The 20,631-nt window shown below is 70.1% G+C and carries 20 protein-coding genes; 8 read left to right on the top strand and 12 right to left on the bottom strand.

What is annotated here, in order from left to right:
• Positions 1–8 precede the first annotated feature (8 nt).
• The 4 genes from Q0Z83_RS42540 (at position 9) to fliQ (ending at position 3,157) form a co-directional block, all read left to right on the top strand.
• The gene (locus Q0Z83_RS42540) at positions 9–935 is read left to right on the top strand and encodes an ABC transporter substrate-binding protein (RefSeq protein ID WP_317789104.1); all 927 of its coding nucleotides are present in this window, start codon (positions 9–11) and stop codon (positions 933–935) included.
• Complete coding sequence (locus Q0Z83_RS42535) at positions 890–1,993, top strand: FecCD family ABC transporter permease (protein ID WP_317797279.1); 1,104 nt, start codon at positions 890–892, stop codon at positions 1,991–1,993. The genes Q0Z83_RS42540 and Q0Z83_RS42535 overlap by 46 nt, the downstream gene beginning before the upstream one ends.
• Positions 1,990–2,760, top strand: coding sequence for an ABC transporter ATP-binding protein (locus Q0Z83_RS42530; RefSeq protein WP_317789103.1), 771 nt, complete (start codon positions 1,990–1,992; stop codon positions 2,758–2,760). Before Q0Z83_RS42535 ends, Q0Z83_RS42530 begins: the two co-directional genes overlap by 4 nt.
• A gap of 127 nt (positions 2,761–2,887) precedes the next feature.
• Positions 2,888–3,157 (top strand): flagellar biosynthesis protein FliQ, encoded by a 270-nt coding sequence (gene fliQ / locus Q0Z83_RS42525; protein ID WP_317789101.1) that lies wholly within the window; start codon positions 2,888–2,890, stop codon positions 3,155–3,157.
• Between the two features lie 53 nt (positions 3,158–3,210).
• Here the strand turns inward: fliQ and Q0Z83_RS42520 are convergent, their stop codons facing one another.
• The 7 genes from Q0Z83_RS42520 to Q0Z83_RS42490 all read right to left on the bottom strand — a co-directional run bounded on the left by Q0Z83_RS42520 (position 3,211) and on the right by Q0Z83_RS42490 (position 8,009).
• Positions 3,211–4,386, bottom strand: a complete 1,176-nt coding sequence (locus tag Q0Z83_RS42520) for a S8 family peptidase (protein ID WP_317789100.1) — start codon at positions 4,384–4,386, stop codon at positions 3,211–3,213.
• 105 nt (positions 4,387–4,491) lie between these two features.
• Positions 4,492–5,253: a VOC family protein gene (locus Q0Z83_RS42515; protein ID WP_317789099.1), complete on the bottom strand. Its 762-nt coding sequence runs from the start codon at positions 5,251–5,253 to the stop codon at positions 4,492–4,494.
• 109 nt (positions 5,254–5,362) lie between these two features.
• The gene (locus Q0Z83_RS42510; RefSeq protein ID WP_317789097.1) at positions 5,363–6,103 is read right to left on the bottom strand and encodes an ABC transporter permease; all 741 of its coding nucleotides are present in this window, start codon (positions 6,101–6,103) and stop codon (positions 5,363–5,365) included.
• Positions 6,100–6,504 carry an ATP-binding cassette domain-containing protein gene (locus tag Q0Z83_RS42505; RefSeq protein ID WP_317789096.1) on the bottom strand — a complete coding sequence of 135 codons (405 nt, stop codon included), beginning with the start codon at positions 6,502–6,504 and terminating at the stop codon, positions 6,100–6,102. The genes Q0Z83_RS42510 and Q0Z83_RS42505 overlap by 4 nt, the downstream gene beginning before the upstream one ends.
• On the bottom strand, positions 6,488–6,979 hold the full coding sequence (locus Q0Z83_RS42500; RefSeq protein WP_317789095.1) for an ATP-binding cassette domain-containing protein: 492 nt from the start codon (positions 6,977–6,979) through the stop codon (positions 6,488–6,490). The genes Q0Z83_RS42505 and Q0Z83_RS42500 overlap by 17 nt, the downstream gene beginning before the upstream one ends.
• Entirely contained in the window at positions 6,976–7,380 is a 405-nt protein-coding gene (locus Q0Z83_RS42495; RefSeq protein WP_317789094.1) for a winged helix-turn-helix domain-containing protein, read from the bottom strand. Before Q0Z83_RS42495 ends, Q0Z83_RS42500 begins: the two co-directional genes overlap by 4 nt.
• Positions 7,377–8,009 (bottom strand): transporter, encoded by a 633-nt coding sequence (locus Q0Z83_RS42490; protein WP_317789092.1) that lies wholly within the window; start codon positions 8,007–8,009, stop codon positions 7,377–7,379. Before Q0Z83_RS42490 ends, Q0Z83_RS42495 begins: the two co-directional genes overlap by 4 nt.
• Before the next feature lie 62 nt (positions 8,010–8,071).
• On the opposite strand from Q0Z83_RS42490, the gene Q0Z83_RS42485 reads away from it, so the two are divergent.
• Complete coding sequence (locus Q0Z83_RS42485) at positions 8,072–8,506, top strand: GNAT family N-acetyltransferase (protein WP_317789091.1); 435 nt, start codon at positions 8,072–8,074, stop codon at positions 8,504–8,506.
• Positions 8,507–8,548: 42 nt separating this feature from the next.
• Complete coding sequence (locus Q0Z83_RS42480; protein WP_317789090.1) at positions 8,549–10,114, top strand: hypothetical protein; 1,566 nt, start codon at positions 8,549–8,551, stop codon at positions 10,112–10,114.
• Here the strand turns inward: Q0Z83_RS42480 and Q0Z83_RS42475 are convergent.
• Entirely contained in the window at positions 10,095–10,961 is an 867-nt protein-coding gene (locus tag Q0Z83_RS42475) for an LLM class flavin-dependent oxidoreductase (RefSeq protein ID WP_317789089.1), read from the bottom strand. The two genes, Q0Z83_RS42480 and Q0Z83_RS42475, sit on opposite strands and share 20 nt — an antisense overlap.
• The gene (locus Q0Z83_RS42470; protein ID WP_317789088.1) at positions 10,961–12,970 is read right to left on the bottom strand and encodes a HelD family protein; all 2,010 of its coding nucleotides are present in this window, start codon (positions 12,968–12,970) and stop codon (positions 10,961–10,963) included. Before Q0Z83_RS42470 ends, Q0Z83_RS42475 begins: the two co-directional genes overlap by 1 nt.
• Positions 12,971–13,273: 303 nt before the next feature.
• Here Q0Z83_RS42470 and Q0Z83_RS42465 point away from each other — a divergent pair, with 303 nt between their 5' ends.
• A complete protein-coding gene (locus tag Q0Z83_RS42465; RefSeq protein WP_317789087.1) occupies positions 13,274–14,125 on the top strand; it encodes a menaquinone biosynthetic enzyme MqnA/MqnD family protein in 852 nt (283 codons plus the stop codon).
• A gap of 77 nt (positions 14,126–14,202) precedes the next feature.
• The gene (locus tag Q0Z83_RS42460) at positions 14,203–15,729 is read left to right on the top strand and encodes a COG1361 family protein (RefSeq protein ID WP_317789086.1); all 1,527 of its coding nucleotides are present in this window, start codon (positions 14,203–14,205) and stop codon (positions 15,727–15,729) included.
• On the opposite strand, the gene Q0Z83_RS42455 is transcribed toward Q0Z83_RS42460, so the two are convergent.
• The 3 genes from Q0Z83_RS42455 to Q0Z83_RS42445 form a co-directional block, all read right to left on the bottom strand.
• Positions 15,726–16,682 (bottom strand): aldo/keto reductase, encoded by a 957-nt coding sequence (locus Q0Z83_RS42455; RefSeq protein WP_317789085.1) that lies wholly within the window; start codon positions 16,680–16,682, stop codon positions 15,726–15,728. The genes Q0Z83_RS42460 and Q0Z83_RS42455 overlap by 4 nt on opposite strands.
• Before the next feature lie 125 nt (positions 16,683–16,807).
• On the bottom strand, positions 16,808–17,623 hold the full coding sequence (locus tag Q0Z83_RS42450) for an SWIM zinc finger family protein (RefSeq protein WP_317789083.1): 816 nt from the start codon (positions 17,621–17,623) through the stop codon (positions 16,808–16,810).
• Positions 17,623–20,580 carry a DEAD/DEAH box helicase gene (locus Q0Z83_RS42445; RefSeq protein ID WP_317797278.1) on the bottom strand — a complete coding sequence of 986 codons (2,958 nt, stop codon included), beginning with the start codon at positions 20,578–20,580 and terminating at the stop codon, positions 17,623–17,625. Before Q0Z83_RS42445 ends, Q0Z83_RS42450 begins: the two co-directional genes overlap by 1 nt.
• Between the last annotated feature and the right edge of the window lie 51 nt (positions 20,581–20,631).

Here is a 20,631-nt window from a genome sequence, read left to right as displayed (position 1 = left end):
GAGGACCCATGAAACGCCTGATCACTGCCGCGATAGCGGCCTCTGCACTGTTCCTCACCGGCTGCGCGGGCGACGACCCGCAGCCCACCGTCACCACCACTTCGGGTGCGCCTGCTGCGGCGTACCCGGTGACGGTCGGAACGGTGACCCTGCCGAAACGCCCCGAGAAGATCGTCTCGCTCAGCCCGACGGCCACCGAGATGCTCTTCGCCATCGGTGCCGGGCCGCAGGTCACCGCAGTCGACGACCAGTCGACCTACCCGGCCGAGGCGCCGAAGACAGATCTGTCCGGTTTCAAGCCGAACGCCGAGGCGATCGCGGCCAAGGACCCGGACCTCGTGGTGATCTCCGGTGATTCCGACGGGATCGTTGCGCAGCTCGGCAAGCTGTCCATCCCGGTCTTCGTGTCGCCCGCCGCGGCCACGCTCGACGACACCTACACCGAGATCACCGAGCTCGGCACGCTCACCGGTCACCAGGCCGAGGCGACCGCGCTCAACGAGAAGACGGCCACCGAGATCGACACGATCGTCAAGTCGGTGCCGGCCCGAGGCAAGCCGCTCAGCTACTACTACGAGTTGGGCCCGGACCTCTACTCGGCGACGTCCAAGACGTTCATCGGCTCGATCTTCCAGCGCTTCGGCATGACCAACGTCGCGGACGCCGCCGACCCGGACGGCAAACTCGGCGGATACCCGCAGCTGTCCCAGGAGTCGCTGGTCGAGTCGAACCCGGACACGATCTTCCTGGCCGACACGAAGTGCTGCCAGCAGTCCGCCGACACGGTCAAGGCACGGCCGGGCTGGTCCTCGATCACGGCTGTCGCCAAGGGGCAGATCTACGCCCTCGACGACGACATCGCCTCGCGCTGGGGACCCCGTACCGTCGAATTGGTCAAAGCGGTGGCCGACGCGGTGGGCAAGGTTCCCGCGTGAGTGCGCGCCGCCGGCCTGCCGGGCTGCGCCCGGCGTGGCTGGCGGCGGGCGTGGTCGCGGTGCTGGCCGCGACGGTTCTCGGCCTCGCCTTCGGCTCGGTCTCGCTCCCGCCGGGCGGGGTCGCGGTGGAGATGTTGAATCTCATTCCGGGGGTACGGCTGGACAGCGGCCTGTCCGAACGTGAGGTCGCCATCCTGACCCAGCTCAGGCTGCCGCGCGTGGTCCTCGGGCTGCTGGTCGGTGCTCTGCTGGCGGTGGCCGGCGCCGCCTATCAGGGCGCGTTCCGCAACCCGCTGGCCGACCCGCACCTGCTCGGCGTGGCATCGGGCGCCGGGCTCGGGGTGACCGCGGTGATCGTCCTCGGTGCGTCGGGTGCCGCCGACGGGCTGACCGACCTGCCGATCGGGGTGCCGGCGGCCGCCTTCGTCGGTGCCGTCGGTGCGGTGACGCTGACCTGGCTGCTCGGCGCGGCCGGTGGACGGGACCGCTCGCCGGCCACACTGATCCTGGCCGGCGTGGCGGTGTCCGCGTTTCTGTCGGCGGCACAGACCTACCTGTTGCAGCGGCACCTGGAGTCGGTACGGGACGTCTACTCGTGGATGCTCGGCCGGCTGTCCACGGCCGGCTGGCACGACGTACTGGTGATCCTGCCGTATGCGGTGGTCACCTGCGTGATCGTGCTGGCCCAACGCCGGGAACTTGACGTCCTGACCGTCGGCGACGCCGAGGCGACGAGTCTCGGCCTGCACCCGCAGCGCAGCCGGTACCTGCTGATCGTGGCGGCGTCGCTCGGCACCGCCGCCGCGGTCAGCGTGTCGGGGCTGATCGGGTTCGTCGGAATCATCGTGCCGCACACCCTGCGGCTGCTGGCCGGTCCGGGAAATCGGGCGCTGCTGCCGTTGTCGGTGCTGTTCGGAGCGGCGTTCCTGGTGCTCACCGACCTACTGGCACGGACCGCCGGTGGGGACGCGGAGATCCCGATCGGGGTGGTCACGGCATTCCTGGGCGCGCCGTTCTTCGTCCTGGTGCTGCGCACGAGCCGGACGGCCCCGGAATGAGCGCGATCGAGGTCGAGAAACTCACCGTGCGCCTGGACGGGTCGCTCATCGTCGACGGCGTCGATCTCGACGTCGCCGAGGGCGAATGGGTCACCGTGATCGGGCCCAACGGTGCCGGGAAGTCGACGGCGCTGCGGGCGATCGGCGGGCTCCTGCCGTTCGGCGGGACGATCAGGTGGAACGGGCGGGCCGTCAGCGACATGCATCGGCGCGAACGGGCCAAAGCGGTGGCCACGGTTCTCCAGTCGCCGGTGGTGCCGCCGGCCGTGCATGTCTTCGACTACGTGCTGCTGGGGCGTACCCCGTACATCCCGCCGCTCGGTCGAGAAAGCACCGCCGACCTGGCGGCGGCCGACGAAGCTCTCGCCGCGCTGGACCTGGTGCCCTTCGCCGGCCGTCGCCTGGACACTCTCTCCGGCGGTGAGAGACAGCGGGTCTTCCTCGCTCGCGCGCTGGCCCAGGGCGCCGGGATCCTGCTGCTCGACGAGCCGACCAGCGCCCTCGACATCGGGCACCAGCAGGAGGTGCTGGAGTTGGTCGACCGGTTGCGTGCCGAGCGTGGTCTGACCGTGCTCGCCACCATGCACGACCTTTCGACCGCGGGGGAGTATGCCGACCGGATGGTCCTGTTGTCGGGCGGTCGCGTCGTCGCCGCCGGCACGCCCGCCGAGGTGCTGACCGAGGACAATCTGGGCGAGTTCTACCGGGTGAAGGTCCGGATCATCCCCGGACATCACGGTCCGCTGGTGGTCCCGGTCCGCAAGTGACCACATTGGTCCGCGGGTGCGGCAGGGGTGGGGCGTACTTGAGAATTCTGTGGGCCCGAACCGAACGGCAACCGACTGGCGACCGGTCTGCACTCCGCGGGTCCGCGAAGCGCCCGAACTGATGGGCATGACGGACGCGCTGGTAGTTGAGATCGCCCTGCAGGCCATGACCGTCGCCGCGAAGATGGCGGCGCCGGTGCTGCTCACCGCTCTCGCGGTCGGCTTCGCCATCTCCCTGTTCCAGTCGGTCACCCAGATCCAGGAGGCCACGCTCTCGTTCGTCCCGAAGGCGGTGGCGATCGGTGCGGCTCTGCTGCTCACCGGTAACTGGATGCTTCGCGAGATGATGACCTTCACGACCGAGCTGTTCGAGAAGCTCCCCTCGATGCTGAGCTGACGTTCCACCCGAAAAAGGCCGCCCGTCTGGGCGGCCTTTTCGTGTTACAGGGGTCAGAAGGCGCCGGTGTAGAGCAGGCGGTTCGGGGAGCCGCTGCCCGCGCCGGTCACCACGCCGGTGGTGGCGTTATTGACGATCGCCGCGTTGACCGCGGTCACCGAGGCGCCCGGATTGTCGGCCAGGTAGAGCGCGACCGCCCCGGCCACGTGCGGCGCCGAGAACGACGTGCCGCTACCGGTGTAGGTGGCGCTGTCGCCGGTCCGCCAGGACGAGGTGATCGACACACCGGGCGCGAACAGGTCGAGTACCGAACCGTAGTTGGACCAGGACGCCTTCGCGTCGGTGTTGCCGGTCGCGCCGACGGTCAGACCCTCGGTGACCCGGGCCGGCGAGGTGTTGGCCGCGTTGACCCCCGAGTTACCGGCCGCGATGGTGTACGGGATGCCGGCCGCGATCGACCGCCGGACCGCCGCGTCGAGGGTGCTGCTGGCCCCGCCGCCGAGGCTCAGGTTGGCGACCGATCGGCCGGGCGTCGCGTTCGCGGTCACCCAGTCGATGCCGGCGATGACCCCGGCGGTCGTCCCCGACCCGTTGTTGTCGAGCACCCGGACACCGACCACGTCGGCACTCTTGGCGACCCCGTAGGTGCTGCCGACCGCAACCCCGGCGACGAAGGTCCCGTGCCCGTTGCCGTCCTGCGCCACGTTGTCACCTTCGACGGCGTCGTAGCCGTAGGACGCCCGGCCGCCGAACTGCGAGTGGGTGGTCCGGATGCCGGTGTCCACCACGTAGACCGTGACGCCGCTGCTCGCCGTGTAGTCGTAGGTGCTGTTCAGCGGTAGGGCGCGCTGGTCGATGCGGTCCAGGCCCCACGGGGCCGACGTCTGGGTGTCGGCGATCCGGACCACCTGGTCGGCTTCGACCGACGCGACCGAGGGGTCGCCGGCGAGTCGGGCGGCCTGGGCCGCGGTCAGTTTCGCGGTGTAGCCCTCGACGGCGTTGCCGAAGACCCTGTCGACGCTGCCGCCGTACCGCTTGGTGAGCCGGTCGGCGCGGGTCCGGTCGGCCTCGCCACTCTTGAAGACGACGACGTACGAGCCGTCGACAGCCGTGGGGCTGTCGGCGTAGCGGACGGTTCCGGTGGTCGGCCCGGCGAACGCGGGGGTGGAGAGGGTGACGGCGATGGCGGTGCCGGCGAGGATCGCGGCACCTCGGGTGGCGGGTCGCATGGGTTCCTCCTGTGTCGTGGTGTCCGGTTCGGACGCCTGGCGACGACGTTAGAGAGAAACCTTTTATCGACGATCAACGATTGATAAGCATCCTGACAACGGCTGTTATCGCCGATTGTTCAGAATTGCGAACGTTCCACCCTGCGGGTCGTTGAGTACCGCATATCGCCCGACCGAGATGGTCGTGGGCGGGTGCACGATCCGGCCACCCAGTTGATACGCGTGCTCGGCGGCCGCGTCACAGTTGCCGACCGCGAAGTAGACCAGCCAGTGCGGCGGCAGATCGTCCGGGAAGCCACTGCCCACCATCAGCTGTATGCCGGCTACCGGCGCCCGGTCCCGGTCGCACATCACATAGGGCAGGCCGCTGATGTGCGCCTCCCGGAAGGTCCAGCCGAACACCGAGCCGTAGAACGCCATCGCGCCCTCCAGGTCACGGGTGTTCAACTCGTTCCAGGTGAGGGCGCCGGGGACGTCGAAGACCTCGGCACCACGCATCATCCGCGGCTCCCAGACGCTGAACGGCGCCCCGGCCGGGTCCAGGAACGCCGCCATCCGGCCCTGATCCATCACGTCGAACGGCGGGACCAGCACCTTGCCCTGCGCCGCCTCGACCCGGGCGGCCACCATGTCGGCGTCGGTGGTCGCGATGTAGCTGCTCCACGCGGTCGGCTGGCCCGCCCCGAAGAGCGGGCCGGCACCGGCCGCCGGCAACCCGTTCAGCAGGAACGTGGTGTAGCCGCCGAACTCGTCGCCGGAGATCTGGGCGGTCCAGCCGAACAGCTCGGTATAGAAGCGGATCGCGCCATCGAGGTCGGAGGTGGCCAGGTCTACCCAGTTGGGCGCGCCCGGTGACGGTACGGTCATGCTGCGGATCGTCGCATCGTCATGCCCGCGACCGAATAGAACTGTCAATGTTCTAGCCGAACCGGCGGCCCTAACACTTTTCTCGGTCAGACGCTCCGCTGTTTGTGGGTCAGCCGAAACGGCGGCCCTCGTCGCGGCGGTGCGCCCACACCGCGAGTGCCCCGAACAGCGCCGTCCACCCGGCCAGGGCCAGTGTCGCGGTCAGGTCGAACGGAAAGTCGGTGACCGTCGCCCACATCAGACGGACCGCGCCGCCGGTCGGCAGGAACGGCGCGAGATCCTCGATGAATCCGGGGGCGCCGCCCGGCGGAGTGAGCAGCCCGCCACCGAACGCCAGCGGCAGGAACAGGATCTGCGCCACCACCAGCGCGGCCTTCTGCGGTAACGCGTAACCGATGGACAGGCCCATCAGGATGAATGGGACGGCGATCGCGGCGCAGACCGGGATCGCGGCCAGGAACGCGAGCGGGCTCAGCGTGGCCTCGGTGAACAGCGCGGCGATCAGCACCACCGGTGCCAGTGACACCACCATCATCAGCAGACCGGTGAGGATCCGGCCGAAAAACCGGGGCGCGGCGCCCGCGGCGAGCGTGCGGACGAACGGATCCCACGGCTGCGCGCGGTCCTCGGAGACGCCGATGCCGTACTGGAAGAGGTTGGTGTTCATGATCGCGAAGGTGATCATCGAGGCGGTGGCGTAGGTGGCGGCCACCGGATCGTCGCCGGCGAACGGCACCACGAACGCCAGCATCGACGCGGCCGGCCAGAACGCACTGCCCACCACCGCGATCGGAATGCGGAAGAGCTCGAGGGTCTGGAACTTGGCATGGGTCAGGACAAGGCTCGTCACTTCTGATCCTTTCCGGTCAGCACGAGAAACGCTTCCTCAAGTGAGGTCGCCCTGACCTCCAGGTCGCGGAACGGCACGTTCCGCTCGACCAGCTCGCGAACCATCCGGTCCGCGTCGGGCGTCAGGAGATGCAGGCGGTCACCCGCCTGTTCCACGGCCACCAGGCCTTCAAGATCAAAATCAGTCAGCGGTACGGGTGAGCTGAGGCTGATCCGGCTCACCCGGATCAGCCCGCGCACCGCCGCCACACTGTCGTCGGCCAGCACCCGGCCCTCGGCGATCACCACCACCCGCTCGGCGAGCGCCTCCACCTCCTCCAGGTAGTGGCTGGTCAGCACGACCGTGCCGCCCTCGGCGTGGAAGGACCGCACCGCGTCCCACAGATCACGTCGCGCCTCCACGTCGAGACCCGTCGGGCTCGTCCAGGAAGACGATCTCCGGGCGGCCGGCGAACGCCAGAGCCACCGCGAGGCGGCGCTTCTGCCCACCGGAGAGGCCGCCGGTCTGCCGCCGGATCAGGTCGCCCAGCCCGAACCGGTCGACCAGCTCGGTCTTCGGCAGAGGGTCGGGGAAGTGTGCCCGTACGAAATCGATGACCTCGCCGACGCGAAGCGAGGCGGGCAGGCCCGTCTCCTGCGGTGTCACGCCCAGTGTGCGCCGGTTGCGCGGGTCTCGCGGATCGCCGCCGCACAGCTCGACCCGGCCCGCGGTCGGCCGTCGACCGCCCGTGAAAAGGCTGACCAGGGTGCTCTTGCCGGCGCCGTTCGGGCCGAGCAGACCGACCAGCTCGCCGGCCCGGACCTCCAGGTCGACCCGGTCGAGCGCGAGTGTGGAGCCGAAGCTCTTGGTGACACCTTCGGCGCGGGCGTGGATCATGACGGTTCCTCTCCCGGGGCGATCAGGGTGCGCAGGGCGCTGACGTACTCCTCGAAGGCGAACCGTCCGCGCTGGGTCAGATGCACGAGAGTGGCCGGGGTGCGGCCGCGATGGGTCTTGGTGACCTCGACATATCCGGCCTCCTCGAGCTTGCGGAGGTGTACCGAGAGGTTGCCGGCGGTCATCCGCAGGATCTCCTGCAGTCGGGGGAACGTGATCCGGTCGCCACCGGGGAGCTGGGAGAGGGCGGCCACCACCCGCAGTCGTGCCTGGGCGTGGATCACCGGATCGAGCTCGGGCAGGTCGCCGTTGAGGCCGGCCCGCGGTTTCTCGGAGCCGGTCTCCGCGTTTCCGGCGCCGGCGGTTTCGGGGCCGGTTCGGGCGTCTTCAGGGGCGGTCATCGGCGGCGCATCCAGCCGACGAAGCCGGCCACCAGCAGGCCGCCGCCGCCCGCGACCGCGAGGACGAGCGCGTGCCAGCCCGGGCCCCAGAGGACGCCGATCACGTTGACCACGCTGATCCACGCGCCCAGCACGAACATGTCGCGCACGTCCCAGATCGCGCTGCCGGCCATGTAGAGCACCCCGACCAGGGCGACCATGCCGCCGCCCCAGAGCAGGCCGAGCATCTCGTCGGGCACGTGCTCGCCAACCCGACCGAAGATGATCGCCAGACTGGTGAACCCGGCCGACCACGAGATGCCGTAGGCCGCGCCCTGCCGGCTCGACGGGCCGGAGATGTGCCGGCTGGCCCGGGCGCCGACCACGCCGGTGAAGATGCCCGCGGCGATCAGCAGGCCGGTCAGCGCGAGCAGCGGCAACCAATCCGGCATGTCCACGATGGTCTTGCCGCCGGGGCTGAAGCGTAGAAACGACAGCCCGAAACTGATCAGCCAGGTGAGGCCCCACGGCCAGTACATGAGCCGCGGATCCGGGGTGACGTGCCGCAGGGTGTTGACCTGCTCGCGCTCGATCAGCCGGAGCGCCTCACCTGGATCCTCGAAAGTCGATTCGTCGTCCGTCGATGTCATGGCTCGACTTTACAACGCAAAGTCAAAGAACTTTGTGCCATAAAGTTGACTAGGGTGTCGGCATGGGTGAACTGATCTTGCGGTCGGCCGTTGTCGAGGAACTGCCCGCGGTGCTGGAGTTCTGGCAGGTCGCGGCCGAGAACGAGAACCGGCCGGCGGACACTTCGGACGCTGTCACGGCGATGTTCCGGCGTGATCCGGACGCACTGATCCTGGCGGTCGACGGCACCGAGATCGTCGGAACGATCATCGCGGGCTGGGACGGCTGGCGCTGCCACCTCTACCGGCTCGCGGTCGCGCCCTGGCGTCGACGCGAGGGCATCGGCGGCCTGTTGATCACCGCCGCCGAGGAGAGGCTGCGCGCCTTCGGCGGTACCCGGGCCGACGCCATGGTGCTCGACGAGAACCCGGCCGCACACGCGATCTGGGCCGCGCACGGCTATCGCCGCCAGCCCGAGTGGTCCCGCTGGGTGAAGCCCCTGGCTCGCGGTCGATGATCCAGGCGCGCTGTCGAGTCGAGCGCTCTACGATCGATCATCATGAGCACCGGTGATCTGCTGAACGGGCTGGCCCGTAACCCGGCCCTACCGTCCACACTGGTCGACCGGCTGATCGCTCACGCCGACGACGATCTGGCCGGTGAGCTGGCGCAACGGGACGATCTGAGTCCGGAGCAGGTCCGGGCGCTCGCTCGGCGGTCGGACTCGGCGACCCTCCAGTTGGCGTGGGACGGACTCCTCGACTCCGCGGATGTCGATCCGCTCCGCTTCCCGGAAGTCGCCCTCGCCCTCCTCGACCAGGGGCGCGGCCGGGCCGAGTGGGCCGAACCACTCGCCGGCGATCCGGAGGTGCGGCGCCGCGAGAAGCTTGCGGCCTGCCCGGACCTTCCCGATTCGGTACGGGCACGCCTCGCCGACGACCCGGATCCGCGTGTCGTCGCCGAGCTGGCCATCTTCACGACCGATCGGGAACTGCTGGTCCGGCTGGCCGGGCATCCCCATGCCGAGGTCCGGGCCGGGGTCGCCGGCAACCCGGCCGCCCCGCCGGAGGTCCTGGCCGATCTCATCGCGGTGCATTGGCGAGGCGACGGCGGTCCGCTGCCGACCACGTGTGACGTCTGCGTGCGGGAGCCGATCCCGTTCGTACACGATCCGGGGTGCGCCCGGCTCGACTGTGATCTTCCACCCGGGGCCGCCTGCGACGGCACTCACGAATCAGTTATCCACAGCCTGCTCGTTCGGGCTGTGGATAACCCGGCTACGCCTGCCGAAGCCGCGGCTGAGCTGGCCGGACATCCGGGAAGGATCGTGCGCTGGCAGCTTGCGGCCCGGCTCGACCTGCCTCCGGAGGTGGCGGTGCGTCTGGCCGGCGATCCGATTCCGGGGGTGCGCGGTGCCGTGGCCGAGAACCCGGCGCTGCCCGAGTCGGCGATCCGGAAGCTCGCCACCGACGACTGCCCGACCGTGCGGCGTCACCTCGCCGGAAACCCGGAGGTTCCGCTCGACCTACTGACCGGGGCGGCCCGGGTGCCCACCGGCCTGCTCCCACGGATCATCGCCGCTTCTCCCGACGAGGTCCGGCAGTTGGCCGAGAATCGGGATCCGCGGCTCCGCGCGCTGGTGGCGGAACGCCGGGACCTGCCGCCGGAGATCCGCGACCGGCTGGCCCGCGACCCGGACGCCAAGGTCGTCAAGGCGGTCGCGCCGCACCCCGGCCTCTCCGAGGACCTGCTGCGGGAGATGGTGGCCCACCACGGGATCCGGGTGATCGCCAAGGTCGCCACGAATCCGGACGTGTCGCCCGCGCTGCTCCTCGACCTGGCCCGACACGTGCCGCCGGTGCAGAAGGTGTTCCGGGAGGTCGCCCGTCACCCGGATGCCCCGGCCGAAGCCCTCGAACTCTGCCTCGCCGACCCGCAAGCCCGCCCGATCGCCGCCGCCCACCCCGCGCTGCCGGTGCACCGGATCGTCGAGTTGCTGACCGGTGCCGACGAGGACGAGCGTTCGGGCGTCGCCGGAGCGGATCGGGCGGTGGCGACGGCCGCCGCCACCAACCCGTCGTTGCCGTTGTCCGAAATGGACCGGATTATCGGCCCAGTGCCTTGAGCGCCGCCACGGCCTGACCCAGGTGGTCGTCGCCGAACGGCCGCAGAATCACCGTGTCCGCGCCGTTGTCGGCGAGGACCTGCACCCCGGCCGGGACCTCGGCGACCGGCCCGATCAGCCCGAACACCTCGTCGACGGGCACACCGAGGAACCCGGCCTGACCGGTCAGCGCCGTGGCCCGGATCGCCGCGGCCCGCTCCGGATCGTCCTCGACGTGCAGGAACGCGAACGTGATGATCTCGTGGTCGGCACCCGCCCCGCCGCGACGGATGTGCCCGATGGCCTCCTCTATCTGCGCCGGCTGGAGACCCTCGACCAGGATCGTGCCGTCCGCGACCCGGCCGGACAGCGCCAGCGACTTCGGCTTCACCACACCCGTGACGATCGGTGGCACCACCGCGGGCGGGTGGACCAGCTTGATGTCCTCCAGGAACACCTCACGGCCGGCCATGCTCACCGTCTCGCCGTGGAGCAGGTCACGGATCGCGACGATGCTCTCCTCCAGCAGCGACAGCGGCGACTTCGGCGCGTTGCCGATCCGGCGCATCCAGTCGCCCACACCATGACCGATTCCGGCCACGACGCGGCCGGGGTGGATCCGGGCCAGCGTGGCGATCTCCATGGCGTAGACGGCCGGGCTCCGGAACGGCGCCGGGGCGATGCCGATACCCACCCGCAGGCGGGTGGTGGCGGCCAGGGCCAGGGCGGCGGCGCTGACGCCACCGTTCCAGCCGAGGTCCTCCACCACCCACAGGTCGTCGGCCCCGGCGGCCTCCAGGGCGGCGGCGAACCCGGGGAGCTCCTCGGGGGCGCGGTTACAGTCGAACATGACTCCGATACGCGGCATCAGGCGAGCGTAAGCGCCTCCGGCAGCGGCTTCGAGTGCAATACCGATAGCCGGGTGACCGCCCTGGTCAGGACCACATAGAGGCGGTTCAGGCCCTTCGGTTCGGCGGCCACGATGTCGGCCGGCTCGTGCACGATGACGTGGTCGTACTCCAGGCCCTTGACGATCGTGGCCGGCACCACCAGGACCCGCGCCGGATTGTCGACGTCGTCGGGCGTCGCGTGCTCGATGCCGGCGGCGTCGAGGTGACCGCGGAGGCGTTCGACCGCGGCGTCGGCGGCGATCACCGCGACCGAGCCCTCGTGCGCCAACGCTGCGGTGACCTCGGCCATCGTCCGCGCGTCCAGGTCGGCGGGCGCCGGCACGCCGACGACGGCGAGATCACCGTCGCGACGCAACGACACGGCCTCCGGCACATTCACCCCGAGCGCCGGCAGAAGGCGGTTGGCCAGGGTCACCACCGCTTCCGGTACGCGGAAACCGACGGTCAGTGGCACCACAGAGGCATCCGGTTTGCCGAGATGACGAAGAATGTCACGCCAGTCGGTCGTGGCCCACGGGGCGGTGCCCTGCGCCAGGTCACCGAGCAGCGTGATCGACCCGTGCTCACTGCGCCGGGCGATGGCGCGCGCTTGCATCGGCGACAGATCCTGCGCCTCATCAACCACCACGTGACCGAAACTGATCTCCCGTTCGAGGAGTCCGGCGGCCTCGTCGAGCAGCACCAGGTCGGCCGTGCTGAACCGGGCCGACTTCGCCGTCTTCGGCGGCTTCACCCAGCGGATCGTCGCTCGCTCCTCGTCGGTGAACACGTCGCCCGCCAGCTCCGGCTCGGTCAGCAGCGCCACCACCAGCGACTCCGGGGTCGCCGCCGGCCAGGCCGCCTCCAGGAACTCGGTGACCGGCCCGATCCGGCTCATCCTCCGTAGCCACGTCTCGCTCGGTGAGTTGCCGGTCCGGTACTCCGACTGGCGCTGCAACAGACCCACCACCCGGGCCCGGACCCGCTCCCGGCCCACCGCGTACGGCAGACCCTCACGGCGTGCCTCGTCGACGATCCGGCGCAGCGGTTCGGCGTCGATCCGCCAGCGGTAGGAACCGTCCGAAACCATGATCGGGTCGGTGGGCTCGGCGATCCGGTTCCACAGCGTGCGGTGGAGCGCCTCGGCCATCCGTACGTCATGTTTGAGAGCAGTGACGGCGGCCGAATCGCCTGCCTTGACCGGCGCCCGGGCGACCAGCTCGTCCAGCGTCGACTGCTGCACCTCGACCTCGCCGAGTGTCGGCAGCACGGCCGAGATGTAGGACAGGAACGCCGAGTTCGGGCCGACGATCAGCACCTTCGACTTGCGGAGCCGCTCCCGGTGCAGATAGAGCAGGTAGGCGGCCCGGTGCAGGCCGACCGCGGTCTTACCGGTGCCGGGCGCACCCTGTACGCAGATCGAGTCGGCCAGATCGGCCCGGACCAGCTCGTCCTGTTCCGGCTGGATGGTCGCGACGATGTCCCGCATCGGGCCGACACGCGGCCGTTCGATCTCGGCGGTCAGGATGCGGCTGCTGGTGCCCAGCTCCTCACCGCGATCCAGGTGTTCGTCCTCGAAGCTGGTCAGCTCACCCTTGACGAACCCGAACCGGCGGCGGGTCCGGATGTTCTGCGGGTCGCGGACGCTGGCCCGGTAGAACGAGCGCGACAGCGGTGCCCGCCAGTCCAGCACCATCGGTTCACCGGCGTCGTCGGTGACGTGCCGCCGCCCGATGTGGAACTGCTCGGCCTCGATGTCGAGCTTGCCGAAGAACAGCGGGGTGTCCGGATCGTCGGCCAGCTCCTTGACCCGGCGGGCCATGTGTCGGCCGAGTTGTTCGGCGGTGTAGGAGTCCCCGGCGACCCGGTCACCGGTGGAGAAGAGCGCTTGGGCCCGGTCACGCATCCGGCGCAACGCGGCCCGGGACTCGGCGAGGTGGGTGCGTTCGGCGGCGAGTTCGACGTCGAGCTCATCAGTGGCAGTCACAGGTCGTCCTCGAAGGTTGAACGAGCTGCTCGCGTATCCGAGAGGGCGGGTCGGCCGCCCCTACGGCGCGGGGGACGTCCGGTGCGGTGCATGCTCACCCCGGCCGTCAAGCGGCCCTAAACACTACGCGATCCCACCCGCCCGTCCACCGAATTTGCGCCGCTGCAGACCGCAGGCCTTGCCGGGTTCCCGGGTGGCGGGGCCGGTCGTGGCCGGGGCGGGCGGGCTGCCGACGGTGCGATTTCAGCCACGGACGGCCCCCGAGACCAGCATGCGGGACGGCCGGGGGGATAACGTCGCAGCATGAGCGACAGCGTCCGTCGGCCCCGGGTCGGGCATATTCAGTTCCTCAACTGCCTGCCCATCTACTGGGGGCTGATGCGTTCGGGCGCTCTACTCGACGTCGACCTGCACAAGGACACGCCGGAGCGGCTCAGTGCCGGGCTCGTCGCCGGTGATCTCGACATCGGGCCGATCACCCTGGTCGAGTATCTGCGGCATGCCGACGAGCTGCTTCTGCTGCCCGACCTGGCGGTCGGCAGCGACGGTCCGGTTCTCTCGGTCAATCTGATCTCCACCCGGCCGCCGGCCGAGCTGAACGGGCGGCCGGTCGCCTTGGGTTCCACATCGCGGACCGGCGTCATGTTGGCGCAGATGCTCCTTTCCGAGCGGTACGGTGCTGAGCCCGAGTATTTCCGCTGCCCACCCGACCTGTCCCAGATGCTCATGGAGGCCGACGCCGGTGTGCTGATCGGTGACCCGGCACTACGGGCGATGTATGAGGCGCCCGCCAACGGCCTGCTGGTGATCGACCTGGCCGAGGCTTGGAAGGACTGGACCGGCCTGCCCATGGTGTTCGCCGTGTGGGCGGTGCGTAAGGATTTCGCGGCCGCGCATCCGGGTCTGGTCAAGGATGTGCACGAGGCGTTCCAGCGGTCCCGTGATCTGTGTCTGGGCGAGTTGGACGAGGTGGCCGAGGCGGCGGCCCGGTGGGAGCCGTTCGACGCGGCGACACTTGCCAACTACTTCCGGGCGCTCGACTTCTCGCTGGGTGAGCGGCAGATCGCCGGGGTCCGGGAGTTCGCCCGACGTGCGGCGGATCGTGGCGAAGTGCCTGCTCTGCCCTCGGACGGCCCGGAATTCGCCGACGTTTGATCTACGGCGTGGGGCGGCTTTAGGATCCGCGGACTCGCCGGCCGAACACCTTGGGCCGGCTCTGGAGCCTGAAGTCGGTGACGATGCTGTTACGCACCCGTTTTGCCCTGGCCGGGGCGGCCTCTGCGCTGGTTGTCGGCGGTCTCGCCCTGCCGGCGCAGGCCGCCGACGGGCTCGGGGACTTCGCCTATGTCGGCATTCTCAGCCCGGAGACGGTCACCGTCATCAACGGGCAGTCGAAGACGGTGAAGTTCGACCTCTACAACCTCGGCACCTCGGCTGTCGAGGATGTACGGCTCACCTTCGGCAGCGCCGCCAAACCGATCAGCGCGGACCTCGGGTTCACCGCGCCGGCCGGCTGTGTCGCGAACGTCTGTGACATCGGCGATCTGAAAGCGGGGCAGCGCCGCAGCGTCAGGTTCACGCTGAAGCCGACCGCGGCGGGGGCGGCGGATCCGGCGCGGACCATCGCGCTCGCCACGTCGATCGGCGGGAAGGCGAGCGATGAGACTTCGATCACGGTCGTCCGTACCGACAAAGGCGGGGTTGACCTTGAAGTCGACGACATCGCCGACCTCAAGCTGAAGCCCGGTGCGTCGGCCGATGTGCCGGTGGCGATCCGCAACAGCGGCAACAAGGACGTCACGGCCCTCGGCCTGCTGGTCTTCGCGCCGCTCGGGGTGACGCCGGCACTGGACTACAGCAACTGCGAGCGGGACGCCGAGATCGGCGGATTCGTCTGCGTCTTCAATGACACGCTGGCCGCCGGTGGCGTCTTCACGCTGCCGCAGAACAGCCCGCTGCGGGTGACCGTGCCGAAGGGAACGGCCGGGCCGTTCGACTACCCGGTCCTGGTGGCGGCGGTCGGTCTCACCGACAAGTACGTGTTCGACTTCGCCAAGCGGACCGCCGGCGCGGCGGGTACGGAACTGAAGCTGGAATCGGTCGCCGGTCTGTCCGCGAAGGAGCCGGAGGCCGTCGAGGACCTCAACGAGGACGACAACTTCACCGAGTTCGCGGTGTCGGTGCCGAAGACCGTCGCGGACGGCGCGGCGGTCGGTGGCGTCTTCAAGGGCGCGGTCGGCGACCGCAGCACGGTCAAGGTGGGTGTGCACAACCTCGGCCCGACCGCGACCATCCCGCTGTCCCTGCAGTCGGTGCAGTACGCGCACGTCAAGCTGCCCACCGGGGTCACGCTGACCAAGGCCGACGAGCGATGCCTTCCGGGTCGGTCGGTGGACGACATCGACGAGATCGACGACTCCGGGTTCGACCTGTCCAAGGTCACCGACCTGGTCTGCATCGTCCTGGAGAGCGTGCCGGACGACGGCCGCTACCTGTTCGGCCTCACCGCCGAGATCGTCGAGGCGGACGCCTACAACGCCGGGTCCGTGCAGCTCAACGGCAGTGTGCAGGACGACAAGAAGGCCAACGACAAGGCGGCGCTGACGGTCGAGCTGACCGCCGGCGGCGGGGGCGGCGGCCTGCCGATCACCGGCGCACCGGCCGGGCTGATCGCGGGCGGCGGCGTCGCCCTGCTGGCGGCGGGCCTGATCGCTTTCCGCCTGGCCCGCCGCCGCCGGATCGTGACGGTCGTGGACTAGTTGTTCAACAGGGTGTCGAGCGCGGCCACATCGGCCGCGCTCAGACGCCAGGCGCCCGCGGAGGCGTTCGCCTGGACCTGCTCGGCCGTGGTGGCGCCGGCGATCACGCTGGTCACACCGGGCTGGGCGGCGAGACCGGCGACCGCCACCTCGAGCAGACTGCGGTCGCGCTCGGCACCGAACGCGGTCAGCGCCTCGATGGTGTCCCAGTCGGCCCGGGCCAGCCAGGACGCGTAGCGCTCGTTCGCCATCCGGGTGCCGGCCGGCGGCTGCTCGCCGCGCCGGTACTTGCCGGTGAGCAGGCCGGACTCGAGCGGGAAGAACGGCAGGAAACCGAGCCCGAACCGTTCGCAGGCGGGGATCACCTCGGTCTCGACATCCCGGGCCAGCAGGCTGTACTGATTCTGCGCGCTGATGAACCGGGTCCGGCCGGCGCTGCGGGCGACCCAGTCTGCGTCGGCGATCTGCCAGCCGGCGAAGTTGGAGTTGCCCAGGTAGCGGACCTTGCCGGTGCGGACCAGGTCGTCGAGCGCGGACAGGGTCTCGTCGATCGGGGTGGCCGGGTCGGGCGCGTGCATCTGGTAGAGGTCGATGTGATCGGTTTCGAGCCGGCGCAGCGACGCCTCGACGGCCCGCACGATGTAGCGCCGGGCGCCCCGGGCCCCGAAGTCGCGCCCGTTGAGACCCTCCATGTCCATGCCGAACTTGGTGGCCAGCACCACCTCGTCACGACGCCCCTTGAGGGCGGCGCCGAGCAGCTGCTCGGACGAGCCGTGTGGGGTGCCGTAGATGTCGGCCGTGTCGAACAGGTTGATCCCGGCGTCGAGGGCGGCGTCGACGACCTCGCGGGTGCCGTCGAGGTCGAGTTTGCGGCCGAAGTTGTTGCAGCCGATCCCGACGACGGACACCACCAGGCCCGAGTCGCCGAGTCGCCGGTAGGTCATCTCGCTCATGAACCACTCCAACGTAGCTAGTTGTCGATGAACACGCCTGGTAGCGTGACGTAACGCTGCGTCCATCATGGACCAACCCACGATCGGTCCATGATGGACTCGGCCCTTACCTGTGGACGTGGCCACTACTCTTCCGCGTCGGATTTCGCCAGATCACGGTAGTGCGGGCGGAGCACGTCGGTGAGCGGCACGTGCCGCACCTTCACCGGCGGCGCATCGAGGGCCCGCAACAGTAGTTCCGGTGGGGTGACGCCGCGGGCCGGCCGCTCGCGCAGACGGCCCAGGCTGATCGCCGGCGACCAGAAATCGGCCAGCCGGGCATCCAGCGGCTCCTCCTCGATCGCCAGCGGGTCGATCACGTCGGACGGCTCGGGTGTGCCGCGCAGCGCTTCGAGCAGCTCGTCGCGCCCGAGACCACGCCACGCCAGCACCAGGAACGGGTCGTCGTCGAACGCCTCGGCCAGCACGTAGAGCACCGCCGAGCCGTGTTTGCAGGGCACGCCCCAGTCCGGGCAGTTGCAGTCGATGTCCAGCCGCTCCGGGAACAGCGGCAACCCCAGCTCGGTGAAGAGGTCGACGATCTCGTGCGGCATCTCACCGGCCAGCAGCGCCGCGCGGTAGAGGGCCCGGGAGCCGAGGGCGTCGATCACATCCGACCAGCGGGCGTCGTCGTAGGCGGCGACGCGGATGGTCACCTCATACGGCTTCGGGCGCGAACCCTGGACCCGGGCCAGCACCCGGCCCGGAGCCAGGGCGAAGTCGATGACCTGGCCCTTCCGGGCGTAGCTGCGCCCGCGGGAGAGCCGGCCGGGGTCACAGACCTCCTCCAGGACGTCCACGAACCGGCGGGACCACCACTGCTCGCCGATCTTGCCGCGCCTGGACCGGACGGCCAGCCCGCCGTCCACCTCGATCGGCCGCCCGTGCTCGAAGAACGCCATCAGCGCACCGCTCCCGGGTCCAGCGCGAACAGCTCGCGCAGCTGATCGGTGCTCAGATCGGTGATCCACTCTTCGCCGGTTCCGACGACCGAGGAGGCCAGCGCCTTCTTCCGCTCGATCATCGCGTCGATCTTCTCCTCCAGCGTCCCGGTGCAGATGAACTTACGGACCTGCACGTCCCGCGACTGCCCGATCCGGAAGGCCCGGTCGGTGGCCTGGTCCTCGACCGCCGGGTTCCACCACCTGTCGAAGTGGACGACGTGATTGGCGGCGGTCAGGTTGAGGCCGGTGCCGGCCGCCTTGAGCGACAGTAGGAACAGCATCGGCTCGGCCGAGGTCTGGAACCGCTCGACCAGCTCGTCCCGGCGGGCCTTGCTGAGACCGCCGTGCAGCCAGAGCACCGGCCGGTCGGTGTGCGCGGCGAGGTAGGGCTGCAGCAGGGTGCCCCACTCGGCGTACTGCGTGAAGATCAGGGCCTTGTCGCCGTCCTCGATGATCTCGTCGGCCAGCTCCTCCAGGCGGGCCAGCTTGCCGGACCGCCCGGGCAGCCGGGAACCGTCCTTGAGCAGGTGGGCCGGGTGGTTGCAGACCTGCTTGAGCTTCATCATCGCGGCCAGCACGTTGCCGCGGCGCTGAATGCCCTCGCTGCTCTCGATCTCGGCCATCATGTCCTCGACCACGGCCTGGTAGAGGGTGGCCTGCTCGGGAGTGAGCGAGCACCACACCTTCATCTCGTTCTTCTCCGGAAGGTCCGAGATGATGGTCTTGTCGGTTTTCAGGCGGCGCAGGACGAACGGCCCGGTGGCCCGTTTCAGAGCGGCGGTGGCGTCCTCGTCCTGCCGGCTCTCGATCGGCTCCTGGAATCGTCGACGGAACCGTTTGGCCGGCCCGAGCAGGCCGGGATTGCAGAAATCCATGATCGACCAGAGTTCGGCGAGATGGTTCTCCACAGGTGTACCGGTCAGCGCCACCCGGGTCCGCGCCGGGATCGCCCGGACCGCCTGCGACTGCCTGGTCCCGCTGTTCTTGATCGCCTGCGCCTCGTCACAGACCACCCGGCTCCAGGTCACCTCGCGCAGCGTGGCCAGATCACGCAGCGCCGTGCCATAGGTGGTGATCACCAGATCGGCGCCGGCGACCGCCTCGTCGAACTCCTCGCCGCGCAGCCGGGTGCCGCCGTGGTGCACGTAGACCCGCAGTCCCGGTGCGAACCGTGCGGCCTCCTTGAACCAGTTGCTGACCAGCGACATCGGGCAGATCAACAGCGTTTTCGCGCCCTCGTCGGTGAGCAGCAGAGACAACGTCTGGGCGGTCTTGCCCAGGCCCATGTCGTCAGCGAGGATCCCGCCCAGGCCGAGACGCCCCAAAAAGGTCAACCACGACAGACCCCTCTCCTGGTACGGCCGGAGGGCACCCTGGAATCCGGCCGGAGTGGGCATCGGGCTCAGCCGCTCGGCCGCCTGCCCGGACAACAGGTCACCGAGATCACCGTCGGCGTCCACCTCGACCAGCGGCAGATCCTCGTCGCCGCCCTCGACCACCCGCTGCAGCAGCTCACCGGCGGTGATCTCACCCTCGCGCCGCTGGCCGACCGCCTTCAGAGCCGCCTTGAGCTGCCGATCGTCGAGCTCCACCCACTGCCCGCGGACCCGGACCATCGGCACCTTGAGCCGGGCCAGCTCGGCCAACTCCTCGGCGCTCACCAGGCTGTCGCCGATCACCAGGTCGAGTCGGAAATCGACCAGCTGCTCCAGGCCGAACCCGGAATCCGCGGCGGCCCGGCCGGAACTCCCCTTCGATTTCGTGCGCGTCGTCATCTTCAGCCCCACCGCCTTGCGGCCGGCCCACGCGGGCAGCTGCACCCCGAACCCGGCGGCCTGCAACAGCGGAGCGGCCTGGCGCAGGAACTCGTAGGCCTCGGCGGTGCTCAGTGTCATCACCGCCGGACGCTGCTCCAGCAGAGCGACGTGCAGCAGCGGGAACAGCCGCACGGCCCGGCCCAGCCCGGCGAGCAGCGTCTCGTCGGGCCGCTGGGGCAACCCGGGGAAACGCGCTCCCGCCCACAGATCCTCGGCGGGTAGATAGAGAGCCGGATCCTCGGCGGACTGGAGCGCGAACTCCATCGCCCACTCGTCGGTCTCCGGCGCCGGCTCGATCAGCCGGAAACTGACCCGGATCGGCCCGTGCGCCTCGTTTGCCGCCCGCATCCAGTCGTCGAGCGCCCGGCGCAGGTCACGGACGTCGCCCTCGGGTGCGCCGGGCAGAGCCGGGTCACCGGTCAGGGCGGAGAGCCAGCGGTCGGGCAGCGCGGCTTTCGGCCCCGGGCGTTGGCCGACCATCAGACGGTCCGGCAGGACGGCCCGGGCCGCGCTGTCCAGCAGCCACTCGAGAGCGTCCCGCACCGTACGCCCGAGGGGTTGGCCCTCGCCCGCGGCCCGGACCGCGGGTGGCATGCCCGCCGCGAAGTCCCGGAAGGAGGCGGTGTCGCCGCCGGTCAGCACCGGCCGCCAGCGAGCCGCCGGTACCCCGCCCTCGATCACCAGCTGCGGCAGCATCCGGCCGCGTCGGGCCAGGTCACAGGCGTAACCGGCGAGCAGGCGGAGGTAGCGCAGCGACGAGCCGGCGACCCACTGATCGGTCAGGTCGGGCTCGGCGAGGGCCTCGAGCGCCCGGTCGCCCGGCACGGTCAGCACCGGAACCGTCCAGGCCCCGAGCTTGGCGCCCCGGGCCGAGGACTCCAGACCGGTCTCCGGCGAGGGCAGCGGGCCCCGGCCGGTCCCGGGGAGCATGAGCTGCACCGACCCGGCGACCGCACCGGGCAGATCCGGCAGGTCCGCCGTGGCGAACGGGTGTGGACGGGATCTCGCCCGCGAGCTCGTGGTCAGCGGCAGGCCCGGATCCTCGGCCCAGACGATCAGCCCGCTGCCGGGCACCCACCCACCGTGCACGACGAGCACATCCACCCCCTGAATAACGGGTAGAGCCTATCCGCCGGCCGGTGACAGCCC

Origin of the sequence: Actinoplanes sichuanensis, assembly GCF_033097365.1 — a bacterium.
In the GTDB taxonomy this organism is placed as follows: Bacteria; Actinomycetota; Actinomycetes; order Mycobacteriales; family Micromonosporaceae; genus Actinoplanes; species Actinoplanes sichuanensis.
The sequence above is the reverse complement of the archived record's forward strand: the minus strand, read 5'-3'. Positions and strand labels throughout refer to the sequence as shown.

Coding starts and splice junctions, on each gene's coding strand:
- Q0Z83_RS42520 (WP_317789100.1), bottom strand. CDS start 4,386: ATGCGACCCGCCACCCGAGGTGCCGCGATCCTCGCCGGCACCGCCATC.
- Q0Z83_RS42540 (WP_317789104.1), top strand. CDS start 9: ATGAAACGCCTGATCACTGCCGCGATAGCGGCCTCTGCACTGTTCCTC.
- Q0Z83_RS42490 (WP_317789092.1), bottom strand. CDS start 8,009: ATGACATCGACGGACGACGAATCGACTTTCGAGGATCCAGGTGAGGCG.
- Q0Z83_RS42515 (WP_317789099.1), bottom strand. CDS start 5,253: ATGACCGTACCGTCACCGGGCGCGCCCAACTGGGTAGACCTGGCCACC.
- Q0Z83_RS42500 (WP_317789095.1), bottom strand. CDS start 6,979: ATGATCCACGCCCGCGCCGAAGGTGTCACCAAGAGCTTCGGCTCCACA.
- Q0Z83_RS42475 (WP_317789089.1), bottom strand. CDS start 10,961: ATGCCGCGTATCGGAGTCATGTTCGACTGTAACCGCGCCCCCGAGGAG.
- Q0Z83_RS42480 (WP_317789090.1), top strand. CDS start 8,549: ATGAGCACCGGTGATCTGCTGAACGGGCTGGCCCGTAACCCGGCCCTA.
- Q0Z83_RS42465 (WP_317789087.1), top strand. CDS start 13,274: ATGAGCGACAGCGTCCGTCGGCCCCGGGTCGGGCATATTCAGTTCCTC.
- Q0Z83_RS42530 (WP_317789103.1), top strand. CDS start 1,990: ATGAGCGCGATCGAGGTCGAGAAACTCACCGTGCGCCTGGACGGGTCG.
- fliQ (WP_317789101.1), top strand. CDS start 2,888: ATGACGGACGCGCTGGTAGTTGAGATCGCCCTGCAGGCCATGACCGTC.
- Q0Z83_RS42455 (WP_317789085.1), bottom strand. CDS start 16,682: ATGAGCGAGATGACCTACCGGCGACTCGGCGACTCGGGCCTGGTGGTG.
- Q0Z83_RS42495 (WP_317789094.1), bottom strand. CDS start 7,380: ATGACCGCCCCTGAAGACGCCCGAACCGGCCCCGAAACCGCCGGCGCC.
- Q0Z83_RS42450 (WP_317789083.1), bottom strand. CDS start 17,623: ATGGCGTTCTTCGAGCACGGGCGGCCGATCGAGGTGGACGGCGGGCTG.
- Q0Z83_RS42485 (WP_317789091.1), top strand. CDS start 8,072: ATGGGTGAACTGATCTTGCGGTCGGCCGTTGTCGAGGAACTGCCCGCG.